The following is a 20,282-nucleotide window of genomic DNA, read 5'->3' as shown; positions in this document are numbered from 1 at the left end:
TGCGTCTCTGTGATGACGCTAGAGGAAGAAGCGGCTCTGTGGAAACCTGTTTCCTCGCTTCGATCTCCTCCTCTAAGGTCCGGCCGGTGACGCGGCTGCGATGGAGGCAGAATGATCCCCGCCTGGTCCGTGGTCCTCGTGGCGCTGGCCTATCTGTGCGCGCTGTTTGCGATCGCGCATGCCGCCGACACATCGGGCCGCCGCCTCGTCAGCGGCCGGGCGCGCGCGACGATCTATGCGCTGGCGCTCGGCGTCTACTGCACCTCCTGGACCTTCTACGGGTCGGTCGGCTTCGCCAGCCGCGCAGGGCTCGATTTCCTCGGCATCTATGTCGGGCCGATCCTGGTGATCGGCTTCGGCCACCGCTTCGTCTCGCGCATCGTCGGCATTGCGAAGTCGCAGAACATCACCTCGGTCGCCGACTTCGTCGGCGCGCGCTACGGCAAGAGCGAGCGCGTGGCGGCGCTGGTCTGCCTGGTCGCGGTCATCGGCGCGCTCCCCTACATCGCCCTCCAGCTCAAGGCCGTGGCGAGTTCGCTCTCCGTCCTGCTGGCAGCGACGGGCGGCCGGCCTGCGGCCGCGGACGCGCCCGTCCTGACCGATCTCGCCTTTCTCGTGGCGATGGTGCTGGCCGGCTTCGCCTGCGCCTTCGGCACGCGCCATATCGACGCCACCGAGCACCAGGACGGGCTGGTGCTGGCCATCGCGGTCGAATCGCTGGTCAAGCTCGTCGCCTTCCTCGTGCTGGGCGTGTTCATCGTCTACGGGCTCTATGACGGGCCCGGCGACCTCTTCGCCCAGGCCGCACATCTGCCAAGCGGCGCCGCGCCGATCTGGGAGCGGACCTCGAGCTGGCCGACCTTCCTGACTCTGACGCTGCTGTCGGCCTGCGCCGCGCTGCTGCTGGCGCGCCAGTTCCACATGACGATCGTTGAGAACCGCGACAGGGGGGACGTCCGCCGCGCCGCCTGGATGTTTCCGCTCTACCTCGTCCTGATCAACCTCTTCGTGCTGCCGCTGGCGATGGCGGGCGAACTGCTGATGCCGGGCAACGGCATCGACCGCGACATGACGGTCCTGCTGCTGCCGCTGCAGCAGCAGCAGGGGCTGCTCGCGCTTCTGGTCTTCGTCGGCGGGCTTTCGGCGGCGACCGCCATGGTGATCGTCGCCTCGGTGGCGCTGGCGATCATGATCTCGAACCATCTCGTCATGCCGGTGCTGCTGCGCGGCCGCCGGGCGCTGAGCGATCCGACCGGCTCGGCCACGACGATCGACCGGCAGGGGGCCGGCAACGGCACGATGGGCGGCGATCTCGGCTCGCAGGTCGTGATCATCCGGCGCGTTGCGATCCTCTGCGTCATCCTGCTCGGCTACGCCTATTACCGGGCGGCCGGCGAGCAGGCCCTGGTCGCGATCGGCCTGTTGTCCTTCGCGGCGACGGCGCAGATCGCACCAGCCTTCTTCGGCGGGCTGGTCTGGCGCCGCGGCACGGCGCTGGGCGCCGCGGCCGGGCTGATCGTCGGTCTCGCCACCTGGGCCTATACGCTGCTGATGCCGAGCCTGGTGCGTCCGGGCAGCATCTGGAACGACGTCGTCGCCAACGGACTGTTCGGCCATGCGGCGCTGCGACCCGAGGCGCTGTTCGGGCTCGATCTGCCGCCCCTTCCGCATGGCGTGTTCTGGAGCATGGGCCTCAACCTGCTCGCCTATATCGGCTTCTCGCTGCTGCGGCCGGCCACCGCGATGGAGCGCCTGCAGGCCAACGCCTTCGTCGAATCGGACCGGGCGACAATGGCGCAATCCTTCTCGCTCTGGCGCTCCAGCGTCACCGAATCCGAGCTGCAATCGACCATCGGGCGCTATCTCGGCCAGGAGCGGACGCAGCGCGCCTTCGAGGGCTTCGCCAGCAGCCGCGGCGAGGAACCCCATCCGACACGGGATGCGGATATCCACCTGCTGCGCTTCGGCGAGCATCTGCTCTCGTCGGCCATCGGCGCCGCCTCCTCGCGGCTCGTGCTGTCGCTGCTGCTGCGGCGGCGCAACCTCACCACCGAAGCCGCCTTCAAGCTGCTCGACGACGCGTCCGCGGCGCTGCAGTACAACCGCGACATCCTCCAGCACGGGCTCGACCATGCCGGCCAGGGCATCACGGTGCTCGACCGCGACCTGCGCCTGCTCGCCTGGAACCAGGCCTTCATCCAGCTCTACGACCTGCCCTCCTCGATGGTCCGCTTCGGGACGGGCCTCGACGAGATCGTGCGCTACAACGCCGCCCGCGGCGCCTATGGCGACGGCCAGCAGGACGAGCTGATGGCGGCGCGGCTGCAGAGCTTCGTGCGCGACCGCGAGCCGGTCCGGCTCAAGCTCTACCCGTCCAAGAAGGTCATCGAGATCCGGACCAACCCGCTGCCCGATGGCGGCTTCGTCACGACCTATACCGACATCACCGAGGCCGTGGCGGCGCAGGAGGAACTCGAGCGGACCAATGAGAGCCTCGAGCGGCGCGTCGTCGAGCGCACCGAGGAAATCCTGCGCGTCAACGCCGAACTGCAGCGCGCCAAGGCGGAGGCCGAGGAGGCCAACGCCTCGAAGACGCGCTTCCTCGCCGCGGCCAGCCACGACATCCTGCAGCCGCTCAATGCGGCGCGGCTCTACGCGACCTCGCTGGTGGAGCGCGACCGCGCCGCCGGCAGCCCCGATCTCGCCGAGAACATCGACGCCTCGCTCGATGCCGTCGAGGAGATCCTGACCGCGCTGCTCGAGATCTCGCGGCTCGACGGCGGAGCGATGAAGCCGGAGATCACGTCGTTCCGGCTCGACGAACTGCTGCGCCAGCTCCAGCGCGAATTCGAGCCGAGCGCGCAGGAGAAGGGTCTCAAGCTCGTCTTCATGCCGACGAGCCTCGCCGTGCGCTCGGACCGGCGCCTGCTGCGGCGCCTGCTCCAGAACCTGGTCTCGAACGCGATCAAGTACACGCCGAGCGGCAAGGTTCTGATCGGCTTTCGCCGGCGGGGCGGGCAAGTCTCGGTCGAGGTGCTCGACACCGGGCTCGGGATTCCGCAGGGCAAGCAGAAGACGGTGTTCCGCGAGTTCCAGCGCCTCGACCAGGGCGCGAAGGTGGCCCGCGGGCTCGGGCTCGGCCTGTCGATCGTCCAGCGCATCGCCCGCACGCTCGATCACAAGCTGACGCTCGATTCGGTGCCCGGCCGGGGCAGCCGCTTCGCCGTGCTGGTGCCACGCGCCTCGCCGCTGCCCGAGATGAGCACCGGCCCGGCGCCGCGCGCGGTGCCGGCCGGGCAGCTCGCCGGGCTGAAGCTCCTCGTGATCGACAACGAGCCCGCCATTCTGGACGGGATGAAGCGCCTGCTCGAGGGCTGGGGCTGCCAGGTCACGACGGCGGCGAGCCTGGACGCCGCGATGGCGCTGCAGAAGCGTGCCGCACCGGATGCGCTGATCGCCGACTACCATCTCGACCATGGCAACGGCCTGACCGCGATCAGCACCCTGCGCGAACGATCGCGCCTGCCGCTGCCCGCGATCCTGCTGACCGCCGATCGCTCCCCCAACGTGCGGGAGGCGGCCGCGGCGCTCGACGTCCACCTGCTCAACAAGCCGCTGAAGCCCGGCGCCCTGCGCGCCCTGCTGGCCCAGTGGCGGGCGACACGCTTCGCCGCGGAATGAGCGGCGAAGGCGCCGAATGGGCGCGTCAGGCGGTGGCGCTGGCGGCGGTACTGCGCATCGCGTCCTCGGCGGCGAGGAAGGCGTCGACATCCGGCCGCGGCGGGGGGCTTTCCGCCTGCGTCCCGATCTCGGTCATCAGCCGCGCCACCGGCACATAGGCCCGCGCCGCGCGGTCATAAAGCGCCACCCGGACGAGCGCATGGGCCGCGACGGTCTCCGTGCCGTCCCGGCCCCGCGTGACCAGGCGGTGCTCGATCACCAGCCAGGTTTGCGTCCAGCACAGGATCTCGGTGTCGAGGCGGAAGGGCTGGAAGGCGCGCAACTCCCGCCGGAAGCGGATCATGCCGCCATTGACCACCGGAACCCAGCGGTGGCGCAACACCGCCCGCCACAGCTTCGTGCGCAGCATCAGGTCGGTGCGGCCGAGATCCATCAGCGACCAGTAGCGGCCGTTGTTCATGTGCAGGCTGGTGTCGAGATCATGAGGCCAGACGCGAAAGGACAGCCGCGACGGCTCGGCCAGCGGTTCCAGCCGCGGACGGAAGGGGCTCGTGACGAGGAGCCAGATCAGGCGAAACCAGAGATTCATGGCGAACTCTCGCGAGGACATGGCCCCGGTCGAGACCTTCTAGGGCAGGATGGTTCACATGTAAACGAACCAGCCCGCCGCACGCGGCCTCGCGGTCCCGTCCCGTCGTCATCCAGACTGCGCCGGCGAGAATGGCGGGCCTGGGATGACGGCCGCGCCCGGGTGGATTATGCCCTTCGCACGCCCCAGCCGGACACCTCACAATGCCGACCCTGCATGTCTCCCCGCTGTCGAAGCTGCATGAGACCGTCGCCGCCGTGCGACCGAGCCATCTCGTCACGCTGATCAATGTCGGCACCGCCGTGGAGCGCCCGGCCGGCATCAGCGAGGCGAACCACCTGTTCCTCGGCCTGTCCGACATCAGCGCGCCGATGGAGGGCCATGTCGTGCCGGCCGAGGCGCATGTCGAGCGCTTCCTCGCCTTCACGCGACGCTGGGACCGCACCGCGCCGATCCTGATCCATTGCTGGGCCGGCATCAGCCGCTCGACGGCGGCCGCCTACATCGCCGCCTGCGCGCTGGCGCCGGAACGCGACGAGGCGGAGCTGGCCGCCCGTCTGCGAAAGGCCTCCCCCTCCGCCACGCCCAATGCCCGGCTCGTCGCCATCGCCGACGCCATGCTTGGCCGCGACGGGCGCATGCGCGAGGCGATCGCCGGGATCGGGCGCGGGGCGGACGCCTTCGAAGGCACGCCTTTCCGGCTGACATGGGACTGAATCGCCCCGCATGCGCTGACAGCTTCGTGCGGCCACGGCGGCCATTGACGCCGAAAGCAGCGCAACCCTGCTGAAATCGATGCAGAAGATTGCTTGCGCTCCGGCGATTTTCGCAGGATTCATCCCCGCTGGGGAGCCAGCGCATCATGACCACCATCGAACTCGATTCACGCGACCGCGCCATCCTGCGCATCCTGCAGGCGGATGGCCGGATCACGAATTCCGATCTCGCCGAGAAGGTGCATCTGTCGCCCTCGGCCTGCCTGCGCCGGGTACGCCAGCTCGAGGAGAGCGGGCTGATCCGCGGCTATGCGATGATTCTCGACGACAAGATCGCGGGGTTTCCCGGCACCGCCTTCGTCTTCGTGACGCTCGACCAGCAGGGCCGCGCCTCGCTGGAGGGCTTCGAGCAGGCGGTGCAGAACCTGCCGGAGATCCTGGAATGCCATCTGCTCGCCGGCGCGCATGACTATCTGATGCGGGTGATCTATCGCGACAGCGCCGATTTCGAGCGCATCCACACCGACATCATCACGCAGTTGCCCGGCGTCACCCGCGTGCAGTCGACGCTGACGCTGCGCTCGATCAAGAAGAGCTCGGCGCTGCCGGTGTGAGCTCATTCGCAAGGCGGGTTGGAATGGCCTATCGGGTGTGGAAGGTGACGGGGGCGTTGAAGGACGGCAAGCATGTGCTTGGCCCCGTCAGCGTAAATGTCCGGGGGGTGCCGTCCCTCCGCATGCCCGTCAGAGCCTTTGTCAACGAATTGAACGGGTTGGAACAGTTCGTGAGACAGATGTTCATCGAGGAACCCGCGCGCATTACCGAAGAGGTCGAGAGCATGGAGGCTTGGCGGACGTTTCTTCGATTACTCGGCATTCGCTCGCAGAAGACCCTCGAAACCACTTGCACTTCCTACGAGATCATTCGCAAAGGTCCATCAGCTTACGAATTCTATCGCTTGACGCGCCATCCGCAGTATCGCGGCCTGATTGACGACAAGCGGTATCCAAGGATTGCGCTCGACGTCGCCGCACCCGACAGCCTCGTCGGCATCCTTCGGCAGTCCTTCTATTCGTGATATTGACCAGAGAAGACGAGGCCCTCTTGGACTGCGCCTTGCCCGGCACGGCCGAAGCACCGATAAGAGTGGCCCAACGGGAATCGCCGACCTTGACCGACACCAACGCAAATGACGACGTCGGCGCCCTGCCCTTCGAGGCGGCGCTGAAGCAGCTCGAGGACATCGTCGCCCGGCTGGAGCGGGGCGACGTGCCGCTCGAGGAATCGATCGCGATCTACACGCGCGGCGAGGCGCTGAAGGCGCGCTGCGACGCTCTGCTGAAGCAGGCCGAGGCGCGCATCGAGAAGATCACGCTGTCGGCCGACGGCAAGCCGACCGGCACCGCCCCGCTCGACGTGGATCGGTAGCGGTCCGGACGGCCGCGGCGGACGCGCTCAGGCGGCCACCGGCACGAGCCAGTTCATGTGAACGAACCCGGTGACATCGTCGTTGCCGGCGATCACCTCGGCGACCAGCGCCCAGCTTCCGACGACCTCGACGACATGGACCGTGGTGTCGTGCGGCAGCTTCTTGATGACGCGGCTGTTGGCGAGGCCGGCATTCTCGCGCAGGTTGAGCCCGTCTCCCGGGGCATTCACGCGGAACAGGCGGTTGTCGAAGGCGTCGTCCTCGCGCCCGAAGACCCGCGAGCGGAGGCTGTCCATCGCCATCGCCGGGCCTGGGTCGATCTTGCGCATCGGCGAGATGTCGTCATGGCCGACGAGATCCCAGCCCTGAATTCGATAAGCCGAGACGATCGCCCTGCAGGCGGCGATGAGGGCCTCGATCTGGGCCTCGTCGAAGATCTCCCAGCCGTGTTCCTGACCGGGGAAATGCTTGTGCGGCGCGAGCATCACGCGGCTGGCCGGGACACTGGCGCCGGTCCAGCTGACCCAGCCCCCGCCGCCCGTTCTCGAGAGCTTGCCCCAGTTGACGACCTCGATCCCGACCGCGTGCTGATTGATGCCGTCATGGCCGCGCCAACGGCTTGCACCGGCATGCCAGGCGACGCGATCGAACGGCACCATCTGGGTGATCTTGCCGTCATGGTCGATGACCAGGTGCGCCGAGGTCCGCCCGCTCGCTGACTGCGACTTGAAGGTCTGGATCGCTCCGGACGCCGTCCCGCCGGCGGTGTAGTGGATCACGAGGATGCTGGGCGCCCCGTTCGCCAACGGCCCGCCCATGTTGGCGGTCGACACGAAGGTCGCGAATTTTCCGCTATCGAGCTTCAACCGGTGGTCATCGACCTTCATGGCAGCCCCCGACATCTTGCAACCCGACCCTCCGCGGATCGGCGTCGCCGCACTGCCTTGCTGGCAGCCAGGCAAGGCAACTACATCTTTAGGAATACATCAATAGAAATTACAACTTTTGCGAGCATCAGCCGCGAAACCCGCCTGCCGACGGGGCGGGCTTGCCCGTGGGCCGGCGAGCCCGCACTCTGGCGGCATCACCGGAGAGGTTCGCCATGTCCCAGCTTCCCGCCGAAGACCCCGTCCTGGGCGATGCCCGCTCCTGCGATGCGATCGAGCAGGTCATCGTGCCGCGTGCGCATGATCTCGGCGGTTTCTCGGTGCGCCGCGCTCTGCCCTCGGTCGGGCGCAAGATGGTCGGGCCCTTCATCTTCTTCGACCAGATGGGCCCTGCGGAATTCCTGCTCGGCCAGGGGATCGATGTCCGCCCGCACCCGCATATCGGGCTCTCGACCGTGACCTATCTCTTCGACGGCGAGATCATGCACCGGGATTCGCTGGGCACCGCGCTGCCGATCCGCCCCGGCGCGGTCAATCTGATGACGGCGGGGCGCGGCATCGTCCATTCCGAGCGCACCGGGCTGGAGGAGCGCCAGAAGCCGCCGAAGCTGTTCGGCATCCAGGCCTGGCTCGCCTTGCCGAAGTCGCACGAGGAGACGGCGCCGGCCTTCATCCACCATGCCGCGCCCGAGCTGCCGCGGATCGTCGAGGGCGGCAAGCGCGTCAGCCTGATCATGGGCTCGGCCTATGGCCAGACCTCGCCCGTCAGCTTTCCGTGGGATGCGCTCTATGCCGAGGCCGTGCTGTCGCCGGGTGCGATCCTGCCGCTCGACCCCGATTACGACGAGCGCGCGATCTACATCGTCTCCGGCCAGGTCGACATCGCCGGCGACGAATTCGGCGCCGGGCAGCTGCTGATCTTCAAGCCGGGCGACCGCATCTCGATCCTCGGCATCGACCAGACCCGGCTGATGATCGTCGGCGGCGAGCCGATGGACGGACCCCGCCACATCTGGTGGAACTTCGTCTCCTCCTCGAAGGAGCGCATCGACCAGGCCAAGGCGGAATGGAAGGCGGGGCGCTTCGACACGGTGCCGGGCGACGAGGCCGAGTTCATTCCGCTGCCCGAGGGATGATCTCCGAGACCGCTCGTAGCCACGGCTGAGGACTTCCCTTTTTGTAGCTTTTAAGATACAACCCGATGATGAATTTCGAGGTGCTGCCCGCGTTTGATCGTTGGCTCGCCGAAATTCGCGACGGAGAGGCCAAGCGCCGCATCGCGACACGTTTGTCGCGGCTCAGACTGGGTAATCCGGGCGATGGCCGCTTTCTGAGCGATGGGGTCAGTGAGCTCAAGATCGACTACGGACCCGGCTATCGCATCTACTATGCGAGGCGTGGCGGCATCCTGATTTTGCTCCTTGGTGGAGGCGACAAGAAAAGTCAGTCCAGGGATATCGCCAGAGCCGTCTACGATCTGAAGGAATGGGATCATGCCCGCAAATCCTGACCACATCTCCCGCCCGTTCGACATTGCCGAACTCGTCACCGATCCGGACGTCGCACAGGGATTTCTCGAAGACGCTTTCGCCTCGGGTGATGCGAACGAGATCGCAGAGGCCATCGGCATCGTCGCCCGCGCCCAAGGCATGACCACGCTTGCCAGCGAAGCTGGAATGTCGCGCGAGACGCTCTATCGAACCCTGAGCGCCAAGGGCAATCCGACTCTGAGCACGCTTCTGGCCGTTCTGAAAGCGCTCGGCTTCAAGCTCAGCGGCGTCGAGCGGGTCAAGCCTGCCTAGCTGACGACGTCGATCAGCCGCGCGCCGGCACGATCGATCCTCCCTCCGGCATCGCCTTCAGCCGCGGCATCGGCGAGGCGAGCATCGCCAGCGTCGAGAGGGCGAAGAGCAGGACCGGCAGCCCGATCGCTGTCTCCAGCCCTCCGTATTCGGCCGCGAGCCCGCCGGCCAGCGCGCCCAGCGGGCGCATGCCGTAGATCGCCGTGGTCAGCGTCGCGCTGACGCGGCCGAGCAGATGCGGCGGCGTCACCGCCTGGCGCAGGCTGGTCTGGGCGATGAACCAGAGGATCGGTCCGAAGCCGAAGAGGAAGAAGGCGAGCGCCAGCGCGGGCCAGCCGAAGGCGGGCGGCGCCAGCGCCAGGAGGGCGGCCCCGAGGCAGGATGAGGCCGGGCCGAAGACGAGCACGATCCCCACCGGCAGACGCGCGATGAGGGTCGCGCCACTGACCGCGCCCGCGATCAGCCCGGCGCCATAGACGGCCGTGGCGAGGCCGATCCGCTCCGGGGCCAGCAGCAGGATGCGCGCGGCATAAGGCGCCATCATCGCGGTGAAGGCGAAAAAGGCGAGGTTCCAGGCGATGGCGCAGAGCGCGATCGGCCGCAGATAGGGGTGGCGCGCGACGAAGCGGCCGCCCTCTGCGATGGCGAGGTGGAGCGGCAGGCGCGGCTGCGATGGCGGGCGCTCGCCCGGGAGGCGAGAGGCTGCGGCCAGCGCCAGCACGCCCGCGAGCGCGCAGAGGCTCAAGCCGAGCCAGCCCTGCCCGCGTGAAACCGCCCAGCCGGCGATCAGCGGCGCCGCCAGGCTGAAGACGGCGCGGCCGAGTTCGAGCCGCCCGTTCGCGTGCGGCAGGTCGGCGATCGGAACGGTGCGCGGCATCAGCACGAAGATCGACAGCGCGATCACCACCGCACCGGCTGCGGCGGCAAAGCTCGTCGCAGCCAGCAGCCAACCCGTGTGGCCGAGCGCCAGCAGAGCCGCCCCTGCCGCCGCGCCCGTCGCGATCAGGCCCCCGCCGAAGCGGATGAGATCACGCGGGGCGAGCCTGTCCGAGAACACGCCGGCCGGGAGCGAGACCAAGAGCCAGGCCGCCGACTGGGCCGCGACCAGCAGGCCGACGAGGCGCGGGCTGGCGCCGCCTTGCGTCGCCGCCAGCGTGATCGTGTCGAGTGCCAGCCGGTCGGCGAACTGGGCAAAGGTGCCGGCGAGCAGCAGCGCCGGGAAGGAAGACGAGGACATCGGGGGCTCCTGCCGAGGGGTCGGCAGGTGATGTCAGCCAGGGCCGGCGCGTCCCACCCGTTTCCTGCGGAGGCCCGCGCTCAGGCCACCATGGGCGGGGTGGCGAGGTGGTATTCCGTCGCCTGCTGGAAGGCGAAGCCGATGCGCAGCGCCATCGCCTCCTGATAGCCCAGGCAGGAAATCTGCAGCGAGAGCGGCAAGCCGGAGGCGGTGAAGCCGTTGGGCAGCGACAGCCCGCACATCTCCATGACATTGCCGAAACGCGTGAAGCGCGAGGGCATCACATCCTGATCGACCGTGTCGAGCGGGATCGCCGGGGTGGCCGTGCTCGGGGTCAGCAGCGCGTCGATGTCGGCCATCGCCGTGGCGAGGTCGCGCTTGGCCTGGGCCTGGAATGCCTTCGTGGCGAGATAGTCCTGCGCCGTCAAATGAGCCCCGGCGAGGAAGCGGGCGCGCACCGCCGGGTCGAGCGGCAAGGCGGGATCCTGCGCCATGGCACCACCGTTGAAGAAGGCCTCGGCCATGACGATGCCGCTCGTCGTGGTGAAATGCTCCAGCGTCCAGGGCAGGTCGATGTCGACGATCTCCGCACCGAGGCCCGCCAGCGTCGTCAGCGAGCGGTCATAGGCGGCCAGCACCTGCGCGTCGCAGCTGGCGCGGTCGCGCTGCGGCATGCGGGCGAGGCGCAGGCCGCGCACGCCGCGCCGCAGCGTCGGCATCGGGCTCTCGGGCATCACGCCGCGGGTGTTCGGGTCGGCGGCATCGGGCCCCTGCAGGACGTCGTAGAGCAGCGCGCAATCCTCGACGCTGCGCGCCATCGGGCCGGGCGTGTCGAACGACGCGGAGAGCGGAATGATGCCGGTGACCGGGATGCGCCCGATCGTCACCTTGAGCCCGGTGATGCCGCAGAAGGCGGCCGGAAGCCTGACCGAGCCGCCCGTGTCGGTGCCGATCGCCCAGGGCGCCAGCCGCGCCGCAACGGCGACGCCGGAGCCGCTGGAGGAGCCGCCCGGCGTGTGCGGTACGGCCTCGTCCCAGGGGTTCCAGGGCGTGCCCATGTGTTCGTTGGTGCCCCAGCCGCCATAGGCGAACTCGACCGTATGCGTCTTGCCGAGCACGATCATGCCCTGGGCGAACATGCGCCTGGCGATGGTCGCGGTCATGGTCGAGCGGCGCCCGCGCCAATGGGCCGAGCCGCCCGTGGTGGTGCGTCCCTCGAGGTCGATCAGATCCTTCAGCGCGACAGGCACACCGTGCAGCGGCCCGACCGCATGGCCGGCGCGGATCGCCTTATCCGCCGCCTCGGCAGCCAGCCGCGCGTCAGCGGCATAGACGTCGACGAAGGCGTGCAGCTTCGGGTCGAGCCGCTCGATCCGGGCCAGCAGCGCCTCGACGATATCGACCGGGGAGAGCCGCCGGGCCGCGATCTCCCGCGCCAGGACATGGGCCGGCCACAGGGCCGGATCCGAGCTGATGCGGGAGGCGGTGTCCATGAGGGTCACTGCATGCTGATGCGGGTCAGATCGACGAACCAGGATTGCGGGGAGACGAAGCCCTGGACCCTCTTCGACATGGCGCGCGGGTTGAGATCATGGACAACATACAGCCAGGGCGGGTCATCCACCAGCTGCTCATGTGCGAGCGCGGTCTGCTCCTGGATCACGCGCGGGTCGCTCGCCGCCGCGAGCCTGGCCAGGGCGGCCTCGAAGGCGGCATCCTTCCATTGCGGGAAGTTGAAGCCGTTGGGCGGGGCGCTGGCGGCGCTGAAATAGCGCGCCATCACGCTCGGATCGGTCGAGGGGCCGCTGATGTTGAGCGCGAGCGATCCGCCCAGCGAAGGCTGGTCCGGCTGCGCCCGCATGCTGTTGAGCAGCACCTGCCATTCCGTCACGTTGAAGTCGATCCGGATGTCGCAGGCCTCCTTCATGCTGGCCTGGAGGAACTCGTTCATCGGCAGCGGCGCCATCTGGCCTGAGCCGGAGGTCGAGATCATGACCTTGAAGCTCAGCGGCTTCTGCGGGCCGAAGCCCGCCTCGGCCAGCAGCGCCTTCGCCTTGGCGGGGTCGAAGCGGTAGCGGTTGGCGGGTTTGCCGAAGGCGGCGTCGTTCGCCTTGAGCCAGCCGACCGCTGGCTCGGCCATGCCGTTCAGCAGGGCGACGATGCCGTCGCGGTCGACGCAGTAGTTCAGGGCCTGCCGGACGCGGACATCCTTCAGCGGGCTGTCCGTCGCGCCGATGTTGAACAGCCAGGGCCAGACATGCGGGTAGGAGCCGGTGGTGATGGTGAAGCCGGCCTGCCGCAACGACGGGATGCCGTCGGTCGGCGGCACCTCGATCCAGTCGACCTGGCCGGTGCGCAGCGCCGCGAGCCGGGCATTCGCCTCCGGCATCGGCAGCAGCACGACCCTGTCGAGCTTCGCCTTGCCGGCGGCGTCCCAGTAGCCGTCATGGCGCACCAGTTCGACGCGCTCGCGCGGGACCACGCTGGCGATCCGGAACGGACCGGTGCCCGCGGACGGCAGCAGCGCCGTCTTCGCCCAGTCGCGCCCGGCCTTCTCGAAGGAGGCGGGCGAGCTCAGCAGCACCAGCGAGACCATGTAGGGGAAGTAGGAGGCGGCCGTGCTGGTGGTGATGGCGACCGTGGAGGCATCGATCTTCCGGTAGCCCGTCATGATCGTCGCCCGGGCGCGGACGATGGCGGCCGCTGGCGCCTCGAACTGGGGCGCATCCTTGTTGAAGTAGCGCTCGAAATTCCAGATCACGGCGTCGGCGTCGAAGGGCGTGCCGTCATGGAACGTGACGCCGCGGCGCAGATGGAAGATCCAGGTCTTGGGATCTTCGGCCGCCTGCTCCCAGCGCTCGGCGAGGCCCGGACGCAGCGGCGCCAGGCGGTCGGTCGTCGTCAGGTCCCACAGGACCAGGCTCTCGAAGACCGGGTAGCCCAGGAAGCGCATGCCCTCGAAGCCGTTGTTGGGCAGGCCCGTCGCGGTGGGGATGTCGGAGGCCGTCATCGCGATGCGCAGCGTGCCCTGAGCCCCCGCCGGCGCGGCCATAGCGGCCGAAACCAGGCCGGCCATCAGGCCGACCTTGAGCGCCCTGATGAACCGACCCGCAACCCTGCTCGCATCACTCCGCTGCATCGTTTCCCCCCGGATCCCGCATCGCTCCCGCTGCCGTTGGAGCAAGTTGCATGCCGCCGCACAAGCCGATTCGCGCCGCTCCAGACAGCCGGACGCGGCTTATCCATAACCTTATGGTGAACGAATGTTTCACAACCCGGGGTGCCGGGTTCGTGGCGATGGCTGGCCTGGGCGGTGGCGCACCCGCTGCGCGACCTTGCCGCCCTTGTGCCACCCCGGCGGGATGCGTTAGACCCGGCTCGTGACCCAGCGCCCTCACACGCCGATCCTCGACCGCGTCGCCACGCCCGAGGACCTCCGCAAGCTCCCCGACGCCGATCTTCGCCAGCTCGCCGAAGAGCTGCGGCAGGAGACGATCAGTGCCGTCTCGGTGACCGGCGGCCATCTCGGCGCCGGTCTCGGCGTCGTCGAGCTGACGGTGGCCCTGCACCACGTCTTCGACACGCCGCGCGACCGGCTGATCTGGGATGTCGGCCACCAGGCCTATCCCCATAAGATTCTGACCGGCCGGCGCGAGCGCATCCGGACGCTGCGCCAGCCCGGCGGCCTGTCCGGCTTCACCCGCCGCTCGGAGAGCGCCTACGATCCCTTCGGTGCCGCGCATTCGTCGACCTCGATCTCGGCCGGACTGGGGATGGCGGTCGCCCGCGACCTCGCCGGCGGCAGCAACAACGTCATCGCCGTGATCGGTGACGGGGCGATGTCGGCCGGCATGGCCTATGAGGCGATGAACAATGCCGGCGCGCTCGGCTCGCGCCTGATCGTCATCCTCAACGACAACGACATGTCGATCGCCCCGCCGGTCGGCGCGATGTCGGCTTATCTGGCGCGCCTGGTCTCGGGCCGGACCTATCGCTCGATCCGCGAGATCGCCAAGCAGCTGGCCGAGCGGCTGCCTCGCTTCTTCCACGACAAGGCCAAGCGTACCGAGGAATATGCGCGCGGCTTCTGGACCGGCGGCACGCTGTTCGAGGAGCTCGGCTTCTACTATGTCGGCCCGATCGACGGGCACAATCTCGATCACCTGCTGCCGGTGCTGCGCAATGTGCGCGACGCCAGCCAGGGGCCGATCCTCGTCCATGTCGTGACGCAAAAGGGCAAGGGCTACGCGCCGGCCGAGGCGACGGCGGACAAGTACCATGCCGTGGTCAAGTTCGACCCCGTCACCGGCCAGCAGGCCAAGGCGCCCGCGAATGCGCCGAGCTACACCTCCGTCTTCGGCAATGCGCTGATCAAGGCCGCCCGTGAGGATGACAAGATCGTCGCGGTGACGGCCGCGATGCCGTCGGGCACCGGCATCGACGCCTTCGGCAAGGAGTTCCCGGCGCGGACTTTTGATGTCGGCATCGCCGAGCAGCATGCAGTCACCTTCGCCGCCGGTCTCGCGACCGAGGGCTACAAGCCGTTCTGCGCGATCTACTCGACCTTCCTGCAGCGCGCCTATGACCAGGTCGTCCATGACGTGGCGATCCAGAAGCTGCCCGTGCGCTTCGCGCTGGACCGGGCCGGGCTGGTCGGCGCGGACGGCGCGACCCATGCGGGCGCCTTCGACATCGCCTACCTCGCCTGCCTGCCGGAGATGGTGGTGATGGCGGCGGCCGACGAGGCGGAGCTGACGCATATGGTCGCCACCGCGGCGGCCTTCGACGAGGGGCCGATCGCCTTCCGCTATCCGCGCGGGGAAGGCGTCGGCGTCGAGATCCCCGACATCGGCGTGCCGCTCGAGATCGGTCGCGGGCGCATCGTGCGCGAGGGCTCGCGTGTCGCGCTGCTCTCGCTGGGCACGCGTCTCGCCGAATGCCTGCTGGCGGCCGAGCAACTCGGCCAGCGCGGGCTTTCGACCACCGTCGCCGATGCGCGCTTCGCCAAGCCGCTTGACGAGGCGCTGATCCTGCGGCTCGCCCGCGAGCACGAGATCCTCGTGACCGTCGAGGAAGGCTCCGTCGGCGGCTTCGGCGCGCATGTGCTGCATCTGCTCGCCCGCAGCGGCGCGCTCGACCGCGGCCTCAAGGTGCGGACGCTGACCTTGCCGGACCTCTATCAGGAGCACGACAAGCCGGACGCGATGTATGCCGCCGCCGGGCTCGACGCCGCCGGCATCGTCCGGAGCGTGGAAGCCGCCCTCGGCGCAGCGACGGCCGTGCGCCGGGCCTGAGCCGGGCCATGGCCGCCGCCCCGAAGTGCCGTGCCGACCAGCTCCTGGTCGAGCGGGGCCTGTGCGAGAGCCGGGCCAGGGCCCAGGCCGCGATCGCAGCAGGGCTGGTGACGGTGGACGGTCGCCCCGTCCGCAAGGCCTCGGAGATGGTGGCCGCCACCGCCGTCCTCACCGCGCAGGCACCGCATCCTTACGTCTCGCGCGGCGGGCTGAAGCTCGCCGAGGCGCTCGACCTCTTCGGCTACGACCCGTCCGGCCGCGTCTGCCTCGATGTCGGGGCCTCGACGGGCGGTTTCACCGACCTGCTGCTGAAGCGTGGCGCGCGCCGGGTCGTGTCCGTCGATGTCGGCCGGGACCAGCTCCACGCTTCGCTACGCGGCGATCCGCGCGTCATGAGCCTCGAGGCGTGCGACATCCGCAGCCTGACGCCCGCCGATCTGCCGGAAGCACCGACGCTCGCCGCCATCGATGTCAGCTTCATCTCACTGCGTCTCGTCCTGCCCGCCGTGGCAGGTCTGCTGGCACCGGCCGCGCAGATCGCGGCGCTGATCAAGCCGCAATTCGAGGCCGGCCGCGCGGCGCTCAAGAAGGGCATCGTGCGCGACGAGGCCGTCCACCAGGCGGTCTGCGCCGATGTGGCGATCCTGCTGGAGCAACTCGGCTTTGCGGTGCGGGAGCCCATCCCCTCGCCGATCGAGGGCGGCGACGGCAACCGGGAGTTCCTGATCGGCGGGCAGCGCGCCGGCTGATCAGCCCCGAAACAGGGCGTCGACCTCGGCCTGCAGCGCACGGCTCTCGGCCACACCAATGTCGATCGTGCCGTTGGCATTGATGAAATGGGTGGCGCGGCCGATCTGCCGCCGCAGCGCATCGCCCGCGACATCGGCGATGGTCGTCGCATCGAGCCCTTCCTGCCGGTCGGCCAGCAGCGCGGCGGCGGTCGTCACGAGTCGGGTCATCGCCAGGCAGAGATTCTCGAACCCCTCCCGGCGTGTGGGCGGGAGGGCGTCATAGGCCGCGAGCGCCGACGGCGCACAGCGCAAGGGCGACGTCGCGAAATGGTCGCGGTAGCTCACCGGGCGCCAGGCCTGCAGATCCGCCACGATATCGAGATCCTCGGCGGCCATCCCGATCAGCATGAGGGCTTCGGCGTAGAGATTGAGGAAGTCGGTCGAGAGGCGCGGCCCCCCGGGCGTTTCACCCCCGCCATCGCCTCCACCAGCCAGCGCCTTGATCGCGGAGACGGTCATCATGAACCCCAAACCGCCGGGACTATGCTGCGCCAAACCCAAACAAAGTATTGATCGCGCCCGCCGGGAGGGCCACATCGGGGTCATGTGCGGCCGCTACGCCATCACCCTGCCCCCCACCGCGATGCGGTCCCTGTTCGGCTATCCCGAGCAGCCGAACTTTCCGCCGCGCTACAACATCGCGCCGACGCAGCCCGTGCCGGTGGTGCGTCAGCACGACGGCCACCGGCAGTTCATGCTGATGCGCTGGGGCTTCATCCCGGGCTGGGTCAAGGACCCCAGGGACTTCCCGCTCGTGATCAACATCCGCGGCGAGAGTGCCGCGACCAAGCCCTCCTTCCGCGCGGCGCTGACGCGGCGGCGCTGCCTGATGCCGGCCGACGGCTTCTACGAATGGCACCGGCTCGGCGAGGGCCGCCAGGCGCAGAGCCGCGCTTATCTGTTCCGGCGGCCCGATCGCGGGCTCTTCGCCTTCGCGGCGCTGTGGGAGACCTGGCATTCGCAGGACGGTTCGGAGATCGATACCGTCGCGCTGGTCAACGGCCCGGCGAACGGGCTGATGTCGGCGATCCACGACCGCTGCCCGGTGATCCTCGATCCCCGCGACTTCGACTGTTGGCTCGATCCCGCGGCCGAAGCCCAGTCCTACACCGCGCTGCTGCGGCCGCCGCCGGAGGATCTGCTGGAGATGGTGCGGATCGGCAGCGCCGTGAACAAGGTGGCGAATGACGGCCCGGAGGTTCAGGCGCCGTTCGATGGGGCCGTGGAGCCGGTTGTCGCAACACGGTCCCGATCCCGGAAAGCCACCCGGGACGACGCTCAGGGCGATCTGTTCTAACGCGTCTCGCCATTCACCCTGAACAGCGGGCGGGCCGTCTCGACAATCGCGCGAGGCAGCGCGGCCAGTTCCTTCGATGCGATCGAGAGATGCGTCAGGTGACGCGCCACGAGTTGCCCGACAGCCTCTGCCTGCGCCTTGTCGCGGTCACGCTTCAGCGGGTCGCGGCCCGGCTGTCCGGAGAGCCAGAACTTGTGAGCGGCGAAGACGCGGGGGTCCACCGCCACGATTCTCAGCGGCATGCCGCGTTCGTCGATCGCGACGGCTTCGAAAGGCGGCGCGTTCTCCAGCCATTCGAGACCGTCGATCGCAACGGCACTCAGATCGTCCGCCGCTCCGATCAGGCTGTCACGCACCTGTTTCCAGGGCGGAATCGCTGCCGGCATGATGAGATCGACAAGAAAACCCTCGTCGTTGACAGCGCGAAAGGCCTCCCGGCTTCGCGCGAAGCTGGGGTCGATCCGCCGGAGCAGTCCCATCAAGCCGTCCTCACCGAGATCGCGGCTGGCGACGAAACGCAATTCGCGGCGCGCGTCGAACAGGAGATCAATATCCTCGGTGGACGTGATGTCGGGATCGACAAAAACGCCGGAGGCGGCCTCGTAGGCGTAAAGCGCGTTCGTTCCCACGATCCGCAATCCCTTGCCGAGAACACCGATCTCGTCCAGCGCGCGGATGATGCGTGCGCTCGTCAGCGGCACGCGACCCAAACCCAGGGCGCGATTGAGCGCACCCTGGCGATCGAGCGTCGCCTTCGCGGCCTTCAGACGCCGGCGCGCGGTGGAGCGGCCAGTCTCGAAATCCAGCTTGATCTGTTCAGTCGCGGGCGAACGGGGACCGAGCGACTTCTGAGTGCGACGGCCGCGCGCATCAGCGTAGCTGCTATGAAGGAGATAGTCCGTGCCTTTGGTGGCGGACCAGACCATCGAGCCGCGATAGCCTTCGAGGCGCTGCTTCGCCTCGCGAAAGGCCATATAGCGCTGGCGCGTGTTGATCGTCTCGCGACGCTGATCATTGTCGAGCGGACGCATCGTCAGTTCCAACAGTTCGGCGCAAAGACAGCTCGTTGTGTTGGAACTCTAACATGAGCGGCCGTTCCAACACAAAGAACCGTTTTTGCGCCGAACTGTTGGAACTCACATGGCCAGCACGGCGCCGGGGTTGAGGATGCCCTGCGGATCGAGCGTCGCCTTCAGCGTCTTCATCAGGGCGAGTTCGACCGGATCCTTGACGCCGGGCAGCAGGTCGCGCTTCAGGCGGCCGATGCCATGCTCGGCCGAGATCGAGCCGTGCATCTCGCTGACGATGGCGTGGACCGCCGTGTTCATCTCTTCCCAGCGCGCGATGAAGCTGGCCTTGTCGGCGCCGACGGGCTGGCTGACGTTGAAGTGGATGTTGCCGTCGCCCATGTGGCCGAAGGGCAGCGGTCGGCAGCCCGGCACCATCGCCGACACGGCCTGCGAGGCGCGGGCGATGAAGGCCGGCACCGCATGCAGCGGCACCGAGACGTCGTGCTTGATCGAGCCACCCTCGTAGGTCTGCACCTCGGAGAGCATCTCGCGCAGCTTCCAGAAATCGGCACGCTGGGAGAGCGAACCGGCGAGCGCGGCGTCGGTGACCAGCCCGTTCTCGAGGGCCTCGCCGAGGAAGGCCTCGACCGCCTCGTCGAGCCCGGTCGCGGACTGGGCCGAGACCTCCATCAGCACATACCAGGGCGACGGCTCCGAGAGCGGGTCGCGCGCGCCAGCGGCATGGCGCAGAACGAATTCGACGCCGAGCCGCGACATCAGCTCGAAGGTGGTGAGCGTGCCACCGGCGCCGGCCTTGGCGGCGTTGAGCAGCGAAAGCGCCGCTTCAGGGTCGGGCACGGCGAGGAAAGCGGTGGCGCGCGCCGCCGGCTGCGGGAACAGCTTCAGCACGGCAGCGGTGATGATGCCGAGCGTGCCCTCGGCACCGATGAAGAGATTCTTCAGATCGTAGCCGGTGTTGTCCTTGCGGAGCTGGCGCAGCCCGTTCCAGATTCGCCCGTCGGCGAGGACGACCTCGAGGCCCATGCAGAGCTCGCGGGCATTGCCATAGGCGAGCACCGCCGTGCCTCCGGCATTGGTCGAGAGATTGCCGCCGATGGTGCAGGAGCCCTCCGAGGCGAGCGAGAGCGGGAACAGGCGCCCGGCCGCCTCCGCCGCTTCTTGCGCCTTCTGCAGCGTCAGGCCCGCTTCCACCGTCATCGTGTCGCTGTCGGTGTCCAGGCTGCGGACGCGGTCCATGCGCTGCAGCGAGAGCACGATCTCGCGGCCCTCGGCAATCGGGATCTGGCCGCCGACGAGGCCGGTGTTGCCGCCCTGGGGCACGAGGCGCGTGCCGGTGCGGGCGGCGAGCTTCACGAGCTCGGCGACCTCCGCGGTCGAGCCCGGGCGCACGATCGCCTGCGCCTTGCCGCGGAACAGGTCCCGCCATTCCTTGAGATAGGGCACCATGGCGTCGGCATCGGTGACGATGTTCTTCGCGCCGACGATGGCCGCCATGTCGTCGAGGATGGATGCGCTCACGGATGCCTCC

At 68.7% G+C, this 20,282-nt stretch carries 19 protein-coding genes; 11 read left to right on the top strand and 8 right to left on the bottom strand.

Annotation, left to right across the window (positions count from 1 at the left end; genetic code table 11):
- Nucleotides 1–111 precede the first annotated feature (111 nt).
- A complete protein-coding gene (locus BSY19_RS12095) occupies nt 112–3,681 on the top strand; it encodes a hybrid sensor histidine kinase/response regulator (protein ID WP_069054391.1) in 3,570 nt (1,189 codons plus the stop codon).
- Nucleotides 3,682–3,706: 25 nt separating this feature from the next.
- Here the strand turns inward: BSY19_RS12095 and BSY19_RS12090 are convergent, their stop codons facing one another.
- On the bottom strand, nt 3,707–4,270 hold the full coding sequence (locus tag BSY19_RS12090; protein ID WP_069054390.1) for an acyl-CoA thioesterase: 564 nt from the start codon (nt 4,268–4,270) through the stop codon (nt 3,707–3,709).
- Between the two features lie 203 nt (nt 4,271–4,473).
- Between BSY19_RS12090 and BSY19_RS12085 the strand changes: the two genes are divergently transcribed.
- From BSY19_RS12085 to BSY19_RS12070, 4 genes are all read left to right on the top strand, one after another.
- Nucleotides 4,474–4,986 (top strand): tyrosine phosphatase family protein, encoded by a 513-nt coding sequence (locus BSY19_RS12085; protein ID WP_069054389.1) that lies wholly within the window; start codon nt 4,474–4,476, stop codon nt 4,984–4,986.
- A 146-nt stretch (nt 4,987–5,132) separates the two neighbouring features.
- Complete coding sequence (locus BSY19_RS12080) at nt 5,133–5,600, top strand: Lrp/AsnC family transcriptional regulator (protein ID WP_069054388.1); 468 nt, start codon at nt 5,133–5,135, stop codon at nt 5,598–5,600.
- Between the two features lie 23 nt (nt 5,601–5,623).
- Nucleotides 5,624–6,064: a hypothetical protein gene (locus tag BSY19_RS12075; protein WP_069054387.1), complete on the top strand. Its 441-nt coding sequence runs from the start codon at nt 5,624–5,626 to the stop codon at nt 6,062–6,064.
- Nucleotides 6,065–6,156: 92 nt separating this feature from the next.
- Nucleotides 6,157–6,414: an exodeoxyribonuclease VII small subunit gene (locus tag BSY19_RS12070; RefSeq protein ID WP_069054386.1), complete on the top strand. Its 258-nt coding sequence runs from the start codon at nt 6,157–6,159 to the stop codon at nt 6,412–6,414.
- Nucleotides 6,415–6,441: 27 nt separating this feature from the next.
- Here BSY19_RS12070 and BSY19_RS12065 read toward each other — a convergent pair whose 3' ends face one another.
- A complete protein-coding gene (locus BSY19_RS12065; RefSeq protein ID WP_069054385.1) occupies nt 6,442–7,302 on the bottom strand; it encodes an N-acetylmuramoyl-L-alanine amidase in 861 nt (286 codons plus the stop codon).
- A 215-nt stretch (nt 7,303–7,517) separates the two neighbouring features.
- On the opposite strand from BSY19_RS12065, the gene BSY19_RS12060 reads away from it, so the two are divergent.
- The 3 genes from BSY19_RS12060 to BSY19_RS12050 all read left to right on the top strand — a co-directional run bounded on the left by BSY19_RS12060 (nt 7,518) and on the right by BSY19_RS12050 (nt 9,104).
- Nucleotides 7,518–8,438: a pirin family protein gene (locus tag BSY19_RS12060; RefSeq protein ID WP_069054384.1), complete on the top strand. Its 921-nt coding sequence runs from the start codon at nt 7,518–7,520 to the stop codon at nt 8,436–8,438.
- 65 nt (nt 8,439–8,503) lie between these two features.
- The gene (locus BSY19_RS12055) at nt 8,504–8,812 is read left to right on the top strand and encodes a type II toxin-antitoxin system RelE/ParE family toxin (protein ID WP_069054383.1); all 309 of its coding nucleotides are present in this window, start codon (nt 8,504–8,506) and stop codon (nt 8,810–8,812) included.
- Nucleotides 8,796–9,104 carry an addiction module antidote protein gene (locus tag BSY19_RS12050; protein WP_069054382.1) on the top strand — a complete coding sequence of 103 codons (309 nt, stop codon included), beginning with the start codon at nt 8,796–8,798 and terminating at the stop codon, nt 9,102–9,104. The genes BSY19_RS12055 and BSY19_RS12050 overlap by 17 nt, the downstream gene beginning before the upstream one ends.
- 13 nt (nt 9,105–9,117) lie before the next feature.
- On the opposite strand, the gene BSY19_RS12045 is transcribed toward BSY19_RS12050, so the two are convergent.
- The 3 genes from BSY19_RS12045 to BSY19_RS12035 form a co-directional block, all read right to left on the bottom strand.
- Nucleotides 9,118–10,341 (bottom strand): MFS transporter, encoded by a 1,224-nt coding sequence (locus BSY19_RS12045; protein ID WP_069054381.1) that lies wholly within the window; start codon nt 10,339–10,341, stop codon nt 9,118–9,120.
- Between the two features lie 80 nt (nt 10,342–10,421).
- Nucleotides 10,422–11,834, bottom strand: a complete 1,413-nt coding sequence (locus BSY19_RS12040; RefSeq protein WP_069054380.1) for an amidase — start codon at nt 11,832–11,834, stop codon at nt 10,422–10,424.
- 5 nt (nt 11,835–11,839) lie between these two features.
- Nucleotides 11,840–13,417, bottom strand: a complete 1,578-nt coding sequence (locus BSY19_RS12035; protein WP_236840518.1) for an ABC transporter substrate-binding protein — start codon at nt 13,415–13,417, stop codon at nt 11,840–11,842.
- Between the two features lie 304 nt (nt 13,418–13,721).
- On the opposite strand from BSY19_RS12035, the gene dxs reads away from it, so the two are divergent.
- Together dxs and BSY19_RS12025 are read left to right on the top strand one after the other, a co-directional pair.
- A complete protein-coding gene (dxs, locus tag BSY19_RS12030; protein WP_069054378.1) occupies nt 13,722–15,635 on the top strand; it encodes a 1-deoxy-D-xylulose-5-phosphate synthase in 1,914 nt (637 codons plus the stop codon).
- Between the two features lie 8 nt (nt 15,636–15,643).
- A complete protein-coding gene (locus BSY19_RS12025) occupies nt 15,644–16,384 on the top strand; it encodes a TlyA family RNA methyltransferase (protein ID WP_069054377.1) in 741 nt (246 codons plus the stop codon).
- Here the strand turns inward: BSY19_RS12025 and BSY19_RS12020 are convergent, their stop codons facing one another.
- The gene (locus tag BSY19_RS12020; protein ID WP_150129595.1) at nt 16,385–16,888 is read right to left on the bottom strand and encodes a hypothetical protein; all 504 of its coding nucleotides are present in this window, start codon (nt 16,886–16,888) and stop codon (nt 16,385–16,387) included.
- On the opposite strand from BSY19_RS12020, the gene BSY19_RS12015 reads away from it, so the two are divergent.
- Nucleotides 16,887–17,723, top strand: a complete 837-nt coding sequence (locus tag BSY19_RS12015) for an SOS response-associated peptidase (protein ID WP_236840517.1) — start codon at nt 16,887–16,889, stop codon at nt 17,721–17,723. The two genes, BSY19_RS12020 and BSY19_RS12015, sit on opposite strands and share 2 nt — an antisense overlap.
- Here BSY19_RS12015 and BSY19_RS12010 read toward each other — a convergent pair.
- A complete protein-coding gene (locus tag BSY19_RS12010; protein ID WP_069057036.1) occupies nt 17,720–18,754 on the bottom strand; it encodes a GSU2403 family nucleotidyltransferase fold protein in 1,035 nt (344 codons plus the stop codon). The genes BSY19_RS12015 and BSY19_RS12010 overlap by 4 nt on opposite strands.
- A 105-nt stretch (nt 18,755–18,859) precedes the next feature.
- Nucleotides 18,860–20,248, bottom strand: a complete 1,389-nt coding sequence (locus BSY19_RS12005) for an FAD-binding oxidoreductase (RefSeq protein WP_069057035.1) — start codon at nt 20,246–20,248, stop codon at nt 18,860–18,862.
- Between the last annotated feature and the right edge of the window lie 34 nt (nt 20,249–20,282).

It is taken from the genome of Bosea sp. RAC05, assembly GCF_001713455.1.
GTDB lineage: Bacteria > Pseudomonadota > Alphaproteobacteria > Rhizobiales > Beijerinckiaceae > Allobosea.
The sequence above is the reverse complement of the archived record's forward strand: the minus strand, read 5'-3'. Positions and strand labels throughout refer to the sequence as shown.